Genomic DNA, 13,818 nt, shown 5'->3' with positions numbered 1-13,818 from the left:
CGGCAACGCCAGGTACTCCGCGCCCTGTACGCCACCTGCGTCGTGGACGGATGCGACATCCCCACCGGACTCTGCGAAATCCACCACACCGACGGATGGAAACTCGGGTCGCCGACGGACATCGACAAGCTGGCCCCGGCGTGCGGGTTCCACAACCGGTGGATCGAGGACAACCCGGACAGGGTGTGCACCATCCGGGACGCCAACGGCCGCTACACCATCCACTGCCTCCCACCCTGGGACGCAAAACACCACGAAAGCGACACCAGGCGAGGCAGGTCAAGCCGGCCGAGTCGGCCGCAAGAGGGCGATCGACAACCCGAAGGACCGTGAGCAACGACACCGCCACCATCCGAAAGGGCGCACACACCGTCCTTAGAGATTGATTTACGGGCCCGCCGGGCTGTGGGATGCCCGCGTTCATCTCCGGCATTGAATAACCGAATGCTCGGGCTCTTCCTGCCGATGCGAGCGCGGACGCGGCGGGGCTCGCGGTCGCTCGCGCCCGGCGGTCAGGTGCCGCCGTGTTCCCGGATCAGCCGTACCAGCTCCTTGTTCCGCAACGGAGTCCGGCCGTAGGCGGTGTACCCGTCATTGTTGCGAAGGCTCGGATCGGCTCCGGCATCGAGGAGCAGGCGGGCGCAGTCGAGCTTCTCCGCATTGCAGGCCCAGATCAGCGCGGTTCCGCCACCACCGTCCCGGCCGTCGACGTCGGCGCCGTGGGAGAGCAGCAACGCCACCATGTCGCTGTTCCCCCTGCAGGCCGCCGCGATCAGGGCGGTGGTGGCGAAGGGCGGCGGCCAGCGTGGATCGAACGCGTTGACGTCGAATCCCTCCGACAGCAGTCCGCGAACGGAGGCCAGGTCATCGCGGTCGATGGCGTCGAACAATGCGGCACCGGGCGCGTGCGGATTCCATGGGCCCGAACTCCCGGTCGCGTCGTGCGCGTCGGTCAAAGTCTCGCCTTCGGCGTCGAGGGAAGAACTGACCCGCCGAGCCTTCCGAAACCTCCTTTGCGGGGGCAACCCGATTTCCGGCACCGCGGCGGGCCGGCCGCTGTGATGGAGCGCCTGTTGGGTTAGAGGATGAGCTGGCGGGGATCGGTGATCTCCTTGGCGGTCATGACCGCTTCGGTACGGGTGAAGGGGTCGGCGTCGGTGAGGGTGCCGAATGAAAGGCGGGTGAGGTCCTCGATCCGCCGCAGGGACACCTGGTAGGTCTTGTAGGCGCCGTAGGAGAACTCGCCGGGCGCGAACTCCAGGCCGTCGATGAGCTCGTCCTGGCTGAGCAGGTAGGCGGTGGCGGACAGGTCGCCGCTGCGTTTGACCATCACGGCGACCTTCCAGAACTGGCGGGGGAGCCGTACGCCCCTGTACTCCTCGTCGTCGGCCGCGAGAACCGGGCCGGTGAAGACGTTCACCCTGAGGTCCCGGTTGTCTGCGTTCTCGAGGATGTAGTCCTCCAGCCCGGCCCAGGTGGTCTGGTTCTGGTTGAAGTCCTCGTGCTGCGGGGTGCAGTTGGTGAAGTGGAATGTGTCGTCGTTGGCGAGCTTGGCGACCGTGGGGGAGCCGCCCCAGGCGGGGTCGAGCCGGCGGACGAGGTGACCGCGGTCGAGGGGATTGTCGCGGTAGACCTCCTCACCGACCTGCTCGTCGGCCGGGACCCGCGGGTCCAGGGACCAGCGGTCGCGTTCCCGCCGGAGCCGGACGCTGGTGTTGCCGTCGATGTTGACCGCGGTGAAGAACGCCAGCCGCCTCTGCTTGTTCAACACGACAGTGAAGTGGTGGTACGGCAGTGCAAAGGCCGGACTGCCGGTCGCCAGGCGGTTGACCGCCGCCTGCGGCACCAGATCCGGGTGGAGCGTGGGCAGGGGCACGCGATGGTCCGCGGACAGGAAGTCCGGGTCATAGCCCTTCCGGCGGGCGTAGTCGGGATCGATCTGGATGTCCTCCGGCGTCGGCGCCGGCCCGTCCGCGCCGTCCGCGCCGTCCCCGCCGTGCGCGTCGTGCGCGTCGTTCGCGCCGTCCGGGTCGCAGTGGAGCCGGATGTCGAACGGAACCGTCAGCGTGACGGTCTGCGCCGTCGCGCCGGCCGCGGAAGGTCTGTCACGCCCGGTCGGCCGATGGGCCGGTGGACCGGTGCCCTCGGCGAACAGCCGGTCGACGAGGGTCTGCTGCGTCGAAGGGAACGTTCGGCCGCGCAGGAAGGCGAGCAGCCGGCTGACCCGGGTCCCCTCGTTGACGATGCCTCCGAGCTCGCCGTGTTCCGGTGCCGGGACGCTGGCGTGGTGCAACGCCACGATCTCCCACTGGTCGTTGAAGACCGGGGAACCCGAGGACCCGGGTTCTGTGTCGGTCTCGTAGTGCAGGAACGCCTCGAGGACGTCCACTATCCGGTTCTCCCGCAGAGCCACCTGTTTCTTCTCGCCACGCGGATGCTGAATGATCGTCACGAAATCTCCGACGATCGTCTTGCCCTCGCTCGCCACCAGCCGGTTGAACCCGAAGGGCGTCAGCTCCGCCGGGCTCGCCTTCACGGCCACGACCGCGATGTCCAATTCGGGATCGGCGAGGAAGAATCGCTCTGGATCCAATGCGAATGCCCGCGGCGGCAGCGGCCGGCCGTCGACTCCGTCCTGATAGTCGAACTCGATGCCGCTGTGCTCGGCGGTCCGGGCGTCGGTCAGGACGTGGTGGTTGGTCAGGAGCAGTTCCGGTGACACCAGCGATCCCGTGCCATAACCCACCAGGTGTCCCCGCTCGTCGCGGATGTTGATCCGGCCCACCGCCCGAGCGGCCGTCGCACCACCTTCCAGATAGCCCACGCCGAGGAGATCACTGGTCTGGATGACCCGCTCGAGCACCGCACCCGCCGCCGACACCGCCGCCGGGTCCCCCGCGGCGATCGCCACCGGGCTCACCGGCCGCACATCGGCATAGTGGCGGCTCAGCCGGTCGATGCGGGTCGCCACCCGACGTGGTTCGTCCGCTCGGGCGATCCCACCTGGCTCCCGCAGAACGCCGATCCTCTGGCGGCGCTGTTCGCTCCGATCCGCCACCCGGACCGCGACCGCATCCCGCACGGCGGAAGGTGCGATTCCAACAGATTCCATGCCCTCTCCCCATCCCCGGCGCCATCGTTCGCGGCGACCGCGAAGTACGACTTCCAGCGAGCGTCCATTTCGCACTTCCCGCTGACTCCGGCGCTTTCAGCAGGCCTTGCCCAGCCTCCGGCCTCCAGGGAAAGATCTCCTGTGAACGCTTCCCTCCGCGCCGGAAAAGGTCCGTTCCACCGAATCCATGCTCGGGGTCGGCATTGAAGTGCCGCTTCCATGAAGCGGGCTTGACCTGAGGGGACCGCGCGGACCGGGCGCCACCGTCCTGCGCCCTGCGGAATCCCGGCGGTACTGTCGGCCGGAGACCGCATGGGCCGTCGACCTACGAGATGTGCAGATCGCCGCCCGGCACGCCGGCCTCCGTACCGCGGACGGGTGCCGCGAAACTACAAGACCGGCCACATGGCCACGCTTGCCCTGCAGTCAGGGGAGCTCGCCCTGTAGTCAGGGGAGGCGAAGTCGCATCCGGAGACCGCCCATCTCCGATGGCGACCGTTCCGGCGTACCTGGAGACCGGCTCACCCGCGCCGGAGGATGTCGCGCAGCACCTGCGGGTAGTCGGTGATGATGCCGTCGACCTGCCAGTCGATCGCCCGGTACATGGCCGTCCCAGTGTTGACGGTCCACACGTGGATCTCCATGTCGTGCGCGTGGACCTGCTCAACGGTGGCCTGGTCGATCGCGCCCAGCGACGGGTTGACCTGCTGCGCCCAGGTCGCCGCGGCGGCGATGGCCGCCTCGGTCGGCTTGTTGCTGTAGAGCAACCCGACCGGTACGTCCGGAGCGAGGTCCTTGTAGGCGCGAAGCCACACGTGGTCGAAGGACTGGACGACGACGCGGCCGGCCATGAGGGCGCGGTTGAACGCCGGCAGCGAACGCAGTTCCTTGTCGAGGTCGGTCTCGATGCCGGGATAGAGCTCCGGCGACTTCGGCTCCAGCAACATGCCGGCCCGCCGTCCGACGGCGTTGACCCACTCGGCGAGCGTGGGCACCCGCTCTCCCGCGAATTCGGGAGCGAACCATGAACCCGCGTCGAGTTGCTTGATCTCGGCGAGGGTGAAGTCGCGGACGTTCCAGGGAGCGCGCTCGGGGAAGACCTGCTCGACGTCGGTCGTGCGGGTGAGCGTCGTGTCGTGCACGATCACCAGCTCACCGTCTCGGGTGCGCTGGATGTCGTTCTCGACGACGTCGGTCCTGTGCGCGATGGCCAGTCGGACGGCGGTGAGGGTGTTCTCCGGAGCGGCGCCGGACGATCCGCGGTGGGCGATGACGTCGACGGTCGTCTCGGCGGCGACGGCGGGCGTGGCCAGCGCGAGTGCGGCCAGAAGAGACACGAGTACGGCGAGTACGGCGCTGAGGGCGTGCGCGGTGCGAGGCATGGTCCCCTCTCGATGGCGGACGGCCCCGACCGGCCGACCGAACGATCACCGACAAACGATCACTGATGCTCGCGCGTGGAGCCGAACGGGTGGTGACGCCCGGCCCGACCTCGCGTAGTGCCCAAACGTATTACAGAATGGATCTCCACCGCACCGAAACGTGTGCCATGCAAATTGCCCTGCCTCGCAGGGTGGCCATTCGGGGGCGAACACCGAACGGCGACAGGCCCTGGAATCGGACTTTCCCGGTGACGGGAGGCTCCGGCCCCGTGTGACGGTGAAAGGCGAGGCATTGAGAGAGCCGCCTCCCACCCGCGATCGCTCGAGGGGCCCGTGTCACGCCAGGATCTGTACGGGATCCTCGAGCAGTGCGAGGAAGGCTCTCATCCATTCGGCGGCGACCACGCCGTCGATCGGCCGGTGGTCGACCGAGAGCGTCACCCGCATCACCGTTCCGGCCTTCAGCCTGCCGTTCCTGACGACCGGCTCCTCACGCACGGCCCCGACGGCGAGGATCGCCGATTGCGGGGGGTTGATGATCGCGGCGAATTCCTCGGTGCCGAACATTCCCAGGTTCGTCACGCTGAAGGTGCCGCCCTCCAACTCGCTCTGCCGGAGGCGGCCGGTCTTCGCCCGCTCGGCGTAGTCCTTCACCGCGGTCGCCACGGACGAGATGGTCATCCGCTCGGCGGACCTCAGCACCGGTGTCACGAGGCCCCGCTCGGTCGCTATCGCGACCGAGACGTCGACCGAGGAGAACGACCGGACCGCGTCCGGAGTCCAGATGACGTTCATCGCCGGAACGAGGGTGTGCGCTCGGGCGGCGGCCTTGAGCACGAGGTCGTTCACGGAGATCTTCACGTTGCCGCCGTCGTTCAGCCGCTGCCGCAGCTTGAGCAGCTTGCCGACGCGCGCCGTACCACTTACGTAGAAGTGCGGTGTCGTCTGCTTGCTCTCGGTCAGCCGCGCGGCGACGGCAGCGCGGATGCGTGAATGGGGCACGTCGGTGAACGCCTGCGAGGCGGCCGTGGCCGCCGGGACGGTCACCGGCCTGCTCGCCGGGGTGGGGCGGACCGGCGGGACCGTGGCCTGTGATGAGGTGTCTCGGGTCTTGATCGCCGCTTCGACGTCCCTACGGATGATCCGGCCGTTCGGGCCTGTCCCGGGGATCTTCTCGACGGGGAGCCCCGCTTCTCTGGCCAGCCGGCGGGCCAGCGGACTGGAGAAGACGCGCCCGCCCGAACCGTTGCTCGACGCGGCCGGAGCGCTCACCGCAGTGCTCGTCGCCGGTCGCGGTTCCGGAGGGCTCGGCGCCACGACGGGACCAGCGGGGGAGAGACCGAGTTCGGCGAGCAGCGCGTCGAGGTCCGCCGGCTTCTCGTCCGGCTCGCCGACGAGCGCGATGGGCGCGCCGACCTGGACCTCGGCGCCTTCGGCCACCAGGGTCTTCAGGATGACGCCGCCGGTCTCGGCCTCGACGTCGACCACGGCCTTCTCGGTCTCGACGGTGGCGATCACGTCGCCCATCGCGTACGGGGTGTTCTCCGCGATCGGCCAGCTCTGCAGTACGGCCTCGACCGCGTTCGCCGCCACTTCGGGCATGCGCAGGATCCTGGCCATCAGTTTTGCGCGAAGATACTCCGGCCTTCAGGCCGGGGGAATCCGCGCTTCCCCCCTTCCAGTTTTGTCGGTGTCTGCCGATAGCTTGGGCATGCCGTTGCGGGGTTGACGAGGTGGTGGGCATGCGTAGGACATACAAGTTCCTGCTGCGTCCCACCTGTCGTCAGGCCGCCGCGCTCGGCCAATGTCTTGAGGCGCACCGGCAGTTGTACAACGCGGCGCTTGAGCATCGCCGGGAGGCTTACCGGCGGGCGGGGGTGAGCGTGCGGTACGGCGACCAGTCGGCCGAGCTGAAACACATACGCGCTGATGATCCCGGCGGCCAGGGCCATTGGTCGTTCAGCTCTCAGCAGGCCACTCTGCGTCGCTTGGACATCGCGTTCGCCGCGTTCTTCCGCCGCGTCAAGGCAGGGCGCAAGCCCGGGTATCCGCGGTTCAAGGGCCGGGGATGGTTCGACACGGTCACCTGGCCCAAGGACGGCGACGGCTGCCGATGGGACTCCACCCCCTGCGACCGTCTTACTCGGATTCGTCTGCAGGGGGTCGGGCATGTGCGGGTTCACCGGCACCGGGCCGTGCGTGGCAGGGTGAAGACGATCAGCGTGAAGCGGGAGACCAACCGTTGGTATGTGATCCTGTCGTGTGACGATGTGCCCGCAGAGCCGCTGCCCCAGACCGGTGCGGTTATCGGGATCGACATGGGCGTCGCCTCGCTGGTGACGACCAGCGACGGCTGGCAGGTGGACAACCCGCGCCACCTGCACGCCGCGGCAGGCCGTCTCGCCGCCGCGCAGCAGGCGCTGGCACGTACCAAGCCAGGCTCCAGACGGCGTCGCAAGGCTGCTGCGCGGGTCGCCGCTGCGCATGCCAAGATCCGCCGTCGGCGCCTGGATCACGCCCACAAGACCGCGAACGTGCTGGTCGGCGGTTACGACGTAATCGTGCACGAAGACCTGAAGATCTCGAATATGACGCGGTCGGCCTCCGGGAGCCTGGATGCGCCCGGCTGCAACGTCGCCGCCAAGACTGGGTTGAACCGTTCTATCCTTGACGCGGGTTGGGGGGTGTTCCTGCGAATCCTCGCGAGCAAGGCTGAAAGCGCCGGTCGGGAGTTGATCGCAGTCGATCCCCGCAACACCTCCCGCACCTGCTCGCGCTGTGGGAACTGCGCGAGAGACAACCGCCAATCCCAGGCCGCCTTCCGATGTACGGCGTGCGGACACACCGCACACGCCGACGTGAACGCGGCCATCAACATCCTCAGGGCAGGGCTTGTCCTTCGTGAGGCTGCGGAAGCGGCTTAGCGAGAAGCTGCTCCCTTCAGGGAGCGGAGGAGTCACGTCAGTACCCGCTCATCTCATCGAGCTTGGCGGACGCCTCCTCGGTACGGGCGATGGCCGCGCGTTCGAGGACCTTGCTGATGCTTGGCGAGGCCTCACCGCCGGTCACGCGCTGCACCGGCTGGTCGAGCCAGTCGAAGAAGCGGCGCTGGATCTCGTCGGACAGCCATCCGCCGTACGACGTGCCGAGTGCGCCCTGTTCGGCGATGAGCACGTTGTTGGTCTTCTTTATGCTCTCGCCGATCGTGTCCCAGTCGATGCTCGCCCGGTCGAGCCAGCGCAGGTCGATCACTTCGGCGTCGACGGTGCCGAGCGACTCGACCGCTTCGAGGACGTAGCCGGTCATCGCCAGGTAGGAGAGGACGGTGAGCCGGGTTCCGGCCCGGCGGACGGCGGCCTTGCCGACGGGGATGCAGTAGTCGAGGTCGTCCACGGGTCCCTGTCCCGTCGACCCGTAGAGATCGACGTGCTCGAGCACGACCACCGGGTCCTGGCATCGCAGCGCGCTGTTCATCAGCCCCACGTAGTCGAACGGGGTCGACGGGGCGACGATGCGCCAGCCCGCCGAGGTCGCGAAGATCCCGGCGGGGTCCATCGAGTGCTGCGAGCCGTACCCGGTGCCCATGGCGACCTTGCTCCGGAGTACGAACGGAACGGCGCCGTCGCCGCCGAACATGTGCCGGGCCTTGGCGATCTGGTTGAAGAGCTGGTCGGCCGCGACCCACATGAAGTCGGCGTACATGAACTCGACCACCGGCTTGTAGCGGCCATCGAGCGCGATGCCGCCGCCGAGCCCGCTGAACGCGTTCTCGCTGATCGGGGTGCCGAGGACTCGATCGGGGTGGGCCTGCTTGAGCCCGCGGGTCGCACCGTTGGTCCCGCCGGCGAGCCGGTGCACGTCCTCGCCCATCACGACGATGGTGTCGTCGGTCGCCATCCGCCGGGCCATCACGCCGGCCACGGCGTCGATGAACTTCTGCTCGGCGAGGGCGCCCGCGAACGTGCCGTGGTCCGCGAAGCGGGCACCGGAGAACTCGCCGAGGTCGCCACGGACTCCCACTTCGACGAAGCTCGGGTCCGGCCACTCGTCCGGCCTGATCCGGCGCTGGCCGGGTTCGCCGCCGGGTAGCGGTTCCAGCAGTACGTCGCCGATCTCGGCCATCAGCGTCGTGGCACGTTCGGTCGCCCCGTCGATCTCGGCCCGGGTGAGGATGGCGCGCCGTACGAGATGACCGGAGAGCTGCTTGATCGGATCACGGTCGCGCCACTGCTTCTCCTCCTCCTTGGTGCGGTAGCCGAACGCGCTGCCGGGGAAGGGGCCGTTCTGGTGGAAGTAGCGGTAGACGTCCGCCTCGATCATGGCGGGCCCCTCGCCGGCGCGCATGTGCGCGAGCGCCTCGTTCATGGCGAGGAACACCGCGAGCGGATTCATGCCGTCGACCTTCCAGCTCGCGATCCCGAAGCCCGGCCCGCGCGCCGAGAGCCGGGGCTCCCCGGTGGCCTCGTCGACGTTGGTCGACACGGCGTACCGGTTGTTCTCGATGAAGAAGCACAGCGGCAGGCGCCACGCGGACGCCAGGTTCAGCGTCTCGAGCGTCGAGCCGATGTTGGTCGCGCCGTCGCCGAAGTAGGTGACCGCGACCGCGTCAGTGCCGGACTGCCGGTGCGCCCACGCCGAGCCGGCGGCGAGCGGGACCCCGCCGCCGACGATGGCGTTCGTGCCGATCGCACCGGCCTCCTTCCACTGCAGGTGCATGGACCCGCCGCGCCCGTGGCTGAAGCCGCGGTCGAGGCCACAGATCTCGGCGAGGCTCCTGAGCAGTACGGCCCGTACCTCGGCGGAGAACTCCTGGGTGGGATCGATCCCCTTGGGCTCGATGTGGGCGAGAGCCTTCGCGAGGAACTGGTGGTGACCCCGGTGTGATCCGTTGACGGTGTCCTTACTCGTCAAGGGGAGGATCGAGCCGACGGCGGCGCCCTCCTGCCCGATGCTCGAATGCGCCGGGCCGTGGACCAGCCCGGCCCGCGCGAGATCGAGGACGTACTCCTCGAAGGTCCGGATGAGGACGAGCTGGCTGAGCATGCTCGTGAGCAGGACCGGATCGGCCGCGTCCCAGTCGGCGTCGGTGGTGACGACCTCGACCCAGGGTGCCGCGGGGTCGAGCCGGTGGTGCTGAGGCATGCACGCACTCCCCAAGTGATCGATCGTGATGCCACCGCAGACTGCCATACATTGGATCCAAATATCTAGTGAGATGCCCGATAGACCGCTGTCATCCGAGCGGGCTACGATGGTTTGGATCCAATATCGCTCGCGGAGTGGAAGAGGGCAGGATGACCACCGGACTCCCCGGACTGACCCGCGTGGACCACATCGGCTTCACGGTGCCCGATCTCGAGGAGGCGCGGACGTTCCTGGTGGAGGTGCTGGGATGCGAGTACATGTACACGCTCGGCCCGTACCGCCATGACGACGATTGGATGTCCGAGCACCTGGGCGTCCATCCGCGTGCGGTGATGCGCGAGCTGCACTTCTTCCGGTGCGGCGGCCAGGCCGTCTTCGAGGTCTTCGAGTACTCCGCGCCGGAACAGGACATGACCGTGCCGAGGAACAGCGACGTCGGCGGCCATCACATCGCGCTGTACGTCGATGACATGGACACCGCGGTGGAGTACCTGAAGGGTCAGGGCGTCACGGTCATGGGGGATCCGACGGCCAGCCGAGGGCCGAGCGAGGGGCAGCGCTGGGTGTACTTCCTCGCCCCCTGGGGCATGCAGTTCGAGCTCGTGTCCTACCCGAACGGCAAGGCCTTCGACCGGCAGGCCGAGGTGTTCGCCCCGAAGCCCCCGGTCGGCGGGTGAGAGGTCGCTGATGCCAGGACAGGTGATGGGGATGGGAACGGCGATCGGGAACAACGGCGACGCGGCGAGCCAGCGCGTGGCCGACTACCTGCGCGAGGCGATCCTGAGCGGGCAGATCGCGCCCGGGGAGCGGATCCGGCAGGAGGACATCGCCGAACGGTTCGGCGCCAGCCGGCTGCCGGTGCGCGAGGCCCTGCGCATTCTCGAGGCCGAAGGGCTCACCGAGCACCACAGGCACAAGGGCGCCCGCGTACCCCGGCTGGGCATGCACGAGGTGGACGTCATCTACCAGATGCGCGAGCGGCTCGAGCCGCTGGCGCTGACCGAGAGCCTTCCGCACCTGACCGAGGACGACTTCCGGCGGCTCCAAGAGCTCCAGCGAAAGATTGAGAGCACCACCGACATCGGTGAGTTCCTCGCGCTCGACCGGGAGCTCCATCTATTGACCTACAGCGGGTGCGGCATCGACCAGCTGTCCTCGATGGTCGTCCGACTGTGGAACTCCACCCAGCACTACCGGCGCGCGTTCATGCACCTCAGCGGCCCGGCCCGGCGATGGGTGGTGAACGCCGAGCACCGGCTGCTCCTCGATGCCATCGAGCGGCGAGACTCCATCGACGCCGAACGGTGCCTCAGCGGGCACATCAGGCGGACCCGGATCGAGCTCGCCCACCATCCCGAGGTCTTCGCGGAGGCGACAGCATGAGACGGGCATTCGAGCTGACGGTCAACGGCCGGAAGGTCCGGGTCGAGACGGATCCGGACACCTCCCTTCTGCACGTCCTGCGCAATGAGCTCGATCTTAAGGGTGCCCGCTTCGGTTGCGGCGTCGGCCTCTGCGGCGCCTGCTTCGTCCAGATGGACGGCCATGTCGTCGCGTCCTGTGACACGCCCATCTGGTCGGCGGAAGGCCGGACCGTGGTGACCGTCGAAGGGCTGGCACCCGGCGACGAGCTGCACCGCGTACAGCAGGCGTTCCTCGACGAGCAGGCGGCACAGTGCGGCTACTGCATCTCCGGGATCCTCGTGAGCGCGAGCGCCCTGCTCGACCGGAATCCGGCGCCCGATGAGCAGGCCGTGATCGAGGCGCTCGACCGCAACCTGTGCCGCTGTGGCGTCCAGCGTCGCGTCGTACGCGCGGTCCTGAAGGCGGCCTCGTCGGAGGTGACCGGATGACGGCCGGACAGTACACATTGCGGGCGCACCCGCTGCCCCAGGACCTCGAGGCGAACCCGATCCTGTCGCGCTGGGTCACCGTCGACGCGGGCGGCACCATCGGCGTACGCGTGGGCAAGGTCGAGCTCGGGCAGGGAATCCTCACCGCACTCGCCCAGGTGGCCGCCGACGAGCTGGGCGTCGACCTCGCCCAGGTGCGGATGCTGCCGCCCAACACCCGGTACGGCCCCAACGAGGGCCTGACGTCCGGGAGCATGTCGATCGTCCACTCCGGCCCCGCCGTACGCGCGGCCTGCGCCCAGGTGCGGGCCAGGTTCGTGGCTGCGGCGGCGCGGCGCTGGGGCGTCGGCGTCGAGGAGGTCACCGTACGGCACGGACGGCTCCGCAGCGGTGAGCGGAGCACGTCGTACGGCGACCTGGCCGACGCCGTGGATCTCGACGTGCCCGCCGACCCCGAAGTGCCCGTCACGCACGGCGACCGGCCGGTGCTCGCCGGCACGAGCTCTCCTCGCCTGGACCTGCCCGACAAGATCGCCGGTCGGCCACGGTACATCCACGACCTGCGCCTGCCCGGGCAGCTGTTCGGGCGGGTGCTGCGCCCGCCCTCGCCCGGTGCGAGCCTGCGGCATCTGGACGCGTCCCGGCTCGAGGGCATGGACGTCGAGGTGGTGCGGGACGGCTCGTTCGTCGGGGTCGTCTGCGCCGACGAGGCCGAGGCGATGCGTGCCGTCGAGGCACTGGCCGGCGCCACGACCTGGGACGAGCGGGACGGGCTGCCCGACGAGGACGACCTGCGCGGCTTCCTGCGCGCCGGCCCGCACGAGACCGTCGAGGTGCCGGCCGGCGAGCAGACGACACCGGAAGGGCCGTCGCCAAAAGGGCCCGCGCCGCAAGGGGTGTCACCGCAAGGGGCGTCACCGCAAGAGGCGTCACCGCAAGAGGCGTCACCGCAAGAGGCGTCACCGCAAGGGGTGCCGTCGCAAGGTCGGAGAGTGCGGGCGAGCTACAGCCGGCCGTTCCTCGCGCACGCGTCGATGGCGCCGAGCTGCGGGATGGCCCGCTGGAACGACGACGGGACCCTGTCGGTCTGGAGCCACAGCCAGGGCATCCACAACCTGCGAGCCGCGATCGCGCTCGCCCTGGACCTCGACGCGGACAAGGTCGAGGTCGAGCACGCGGAGAACGCCGGATGCTACGGGCACAACGCCGCCGACGACGCCGCGTTCGACGCCGTGCTGCTCGCCCGAGCCGTACCCGGCCGGCCCGTACACGTGCAGTGGAGCCGACGCGACGAACTCACCTGGTCGCCCTTCGGATCGGCGATGTCCGCCGACGTCGAGGCGGTCGTCGACGAGACCGGCGCGGTGCGCTCGTGGCGGTACGACGTGTGGAGCCAGGGGCACACGAGCCGCCCCGGCTACCGCGGCGTGCCCGGCCTGCTTGCCGGGGCGTACCTCGAGAATCCCTGGAGCCAGCCGGCGGCCGCCGACCCGCCGCTCGCCAACGGCGCCGGTACGATGCGCAACGCGGTGCCGATCTACGACTTCCCCGACCGCCGGGTGACCGGCCACCGGCTGCTGGAGACACCGATCCGCTCGTCGGCGCTCCGCTCGCTCGGCGCCTTCATGAACGTGTTCGCGATCGAGTCCTTCATGGACGAGCTCGCCCTGTCCGTCGGCATCGATCCGCTGGCGTACCGCCTGATGCACCTCGGCGACGCCCGCGGGAGGAAGGTCCTCGAGACGGCGGCCACGGTGGCCGGCTGGGGAACGCCGGTGGCGGAGGACGTCGGCCGTGGGATCGGGTTCGCCCGTTACAAGGGCAAAGGGGCGTACTGCGCGGTGATCGCGGAGGTGGCGGCGGAGCAGGAGGTCCGGGTTCGCCGCCTGACCATCGCGGTGGACGTCGGCGGGGTCGTGAACCCGGACGGCGTGCGCAACCAGATCGAAGGCGGCGCCGTCCAAGCGGCGAGCTGGACGCTGAAGGAACGGGTGCGGTTCGACCGGCGCAGAATCACCAGCGATACCTGGGAGAGCTATCCGATCCTCCGGTTCAGCGAGACGCCGGAGATCACTGTGGAGCTCGTCGAGGAGCCGGGCACACCTCCGATGGGAGCGGGCGAAGCGGCCCAGGGCCCGACGGCGGCGGCGATCGGGAACGCGGTCGCGGCGGCCATCGGCGTCCGGGTGCGGGACCTACCGCTCACCAGCGAGGCGATCGTCGCCGCGATCGAAGCCTCCGACCCCTGAGCCCATCCAGCGTGCCCTGGGCGTCGCCGTGGCCGGGCAAGCCCGCCCCACATCGGATGGTCATGCTGGAAGCGCTG

11 protein-coding genes are annotated in these 13,818 nt (G+C 69.2%); 6 read left to right on the top strand and 5 right to left on the bottom strand.

Features of this window, described 5'->3' with window-relative positions; all coding sequences use genetic code 11:
• Window positions 1–333: HNH endonuclease signature motif containing protein (locus tag HKK74_RS39500; RefSeq protein ID WP_222723254.1), on the top strand; the 333-nt coding region annotated here is incomplete at its 5' end.
• A 179-nt stretch (window positions 334–512) separates the two neighbouring features.
• On the opposite strand, the gene HKK74_RS38435 is transcribed toward HKK74_RS39500, so the two are convergent.
• The 4 genes from HKK74_RS38435 to HKK74_RS38420 all read right to left on the bottom strand — a co-directional run bounded on the left by HKK74_RS38435 (window position 513) and on the right by HKK74_RS38420 (window position 6,096).
• On the bottom strand, window positions 513–956 hold the full coding sequence (locus tag HKK74_RS38435) for an ankyrin repeat domain-containing protein (protein ID WP_187248367.1): 444 nt from the start codon (window positions 954–956) through the stop codon (window positions 513–515).
• Window positions 957–1,078: 122 nt separating this feature from the next.
• Window positions 1,079–3,112: a DNA/RNA non-specific endonuclease gene (locus HKK74_RS38430; RefSeq protein ID WP_187248366.1), complete on the bottom strand. Its 2,034-nt coding sequence runs from the start codon at window positions 3,110–3,112 to the stop codon at window positions 1,079–1,081.
• A 521-nt stretch (window positions 3,113–3,633) separates the two neighbouring features.
• Window positions 3,634–4,494, bottom strand: coding sequence for a glycerophosphodiester phosphodiesterase (locus HKK74_RS38425; protein WP_187248365.1), 861 nt, complete (start codon window positions 4,492–4,494; stop codon window positions 3,634–3,636).
• 336 nt (window positions 4,495–4,830) lie between these two features.
• The gene (locus HKK74_RS38420; RefSeq protein WP_222723253.1) at window positions 4,831–6,096 is read right to left on the bottom strand and encodes a 2-oxo acid dehydrogenase subunit E2; all 1,266 of its coding nucleotides are present in this window, start codon (window positions 6,094–6,096) and stop codon (window positions 4,831–4,833) included.
• A gap of 140 nt (window positions 6,097–6,236) precedes the next feature.
• On the opposite strand from HKK74_RS38420, the gene HKK74_RS38415 reads away from it, so the two are divergent.
• Complete coding sequence (locus tag HKK74_RS38415) at window positions 6,237–7,418, top strand: RNA-guided endonuclease InsQ/TnpB family protein (protein WP_187248363.1); 1,182 nt, start codon at window positions 6,237–6,239, stop codon at window positions 7,416–7,418.
• Between the two features lie 37 nt (window positions 7,419–7,455).
• Here the strand turns inward: HKK74_RS38415 and HKK74_RS38410 are convergent, their stop codons facing one another.
• Entirely contained in the window at window positions 7,456–9,636 is a 2,181-nt protein-coding gene (locus tag HKK74_RS38410; RefSeq protein ID WP_187248362.1) for an alpha-ketoacid dehydrogenase subunit alpha/beta, read from the bottom strand.
• A gap of 152 nt (window positions 9,637–9,788) precedes the next feature.
• Between HKK74_RS38410 and HKK74_RS38405 the strand changes: the two genes are divergently transcribed.
• Genes HKK74_RS38405 through HKK74_RS38390 form a run of 4 tightly spaced genes read left to right on the top strand, consistent with a single transcriptional unit; the run spans window position 9,789 to window position 13,741 of the window.
• Entirely contained in the window at window positions 9,789–10,316 is a 528-nt protein-coding gene (locus tag HKK74_RS38405; RefSeq protein ID WP_187248361.1) for a VOC family protein, read from the top strand.
• A 31-nt stretch (window positions 10,317–10,347) separates the two neighbouring features.
• Complete coding sequence (locus HKK74_RS38400; protein WP_187248360.1) at window positions 10,348–11,022, top strand: GntR family transcriptional regulator; 675 nt, start codon at window positions 10,348–10,350, stop codon at window positions 11,020–11,022.
• The gene (locus tag HKK74_RS38395; protein ID WP_187248359.1) at window positions 11,019–11,492 is read left to right on the top strand and encodes a (2Fe-2S)-binding protein; all 474 of its coding nucleotides are present in this window, start codon (window positions 11,019–11,021) and stop codon (window positions 11,490–11,492) included. Before HKK74_RS38400 ends, HKK74_RS38395 begins: the two co-directional genes overlap by 4 nt.
• Window positions 11,489–13,741 carry a xanthine dehydrogenase family protein molybdopterin-binding subunit gene (locus tag HKK74_RS38390; RefSeq protein ID WP_187248358.1) on the top strand — a complete coding sequence of 751 codons (2,253 nt, stop codon included), beginning with the start codon at window positions 11,489–11,491 and terminating at the stop codon, window positions 13,739–13,741. Before HKK74_RS38395 ends, HKK74_RS38390 begins: the two co-directional genes overlap by 4 nt.
• Window positions 13,742–13,818: the final 77 nt, after the last annotated feature.

Origin of the sequence: Actinomadura alba (assembly GCF_014323705.1) — a bacterium.
Classification (GTDB): Bacteria; Actinomycetota; Actinomycetes; order Streptosporangiales; family Streptosporangiaceae; genus Actinomadura_C; species Actinomadura_C alba.
This window is presented reverse-complemented; position numbering and strand designations above follow the sequence as displayed.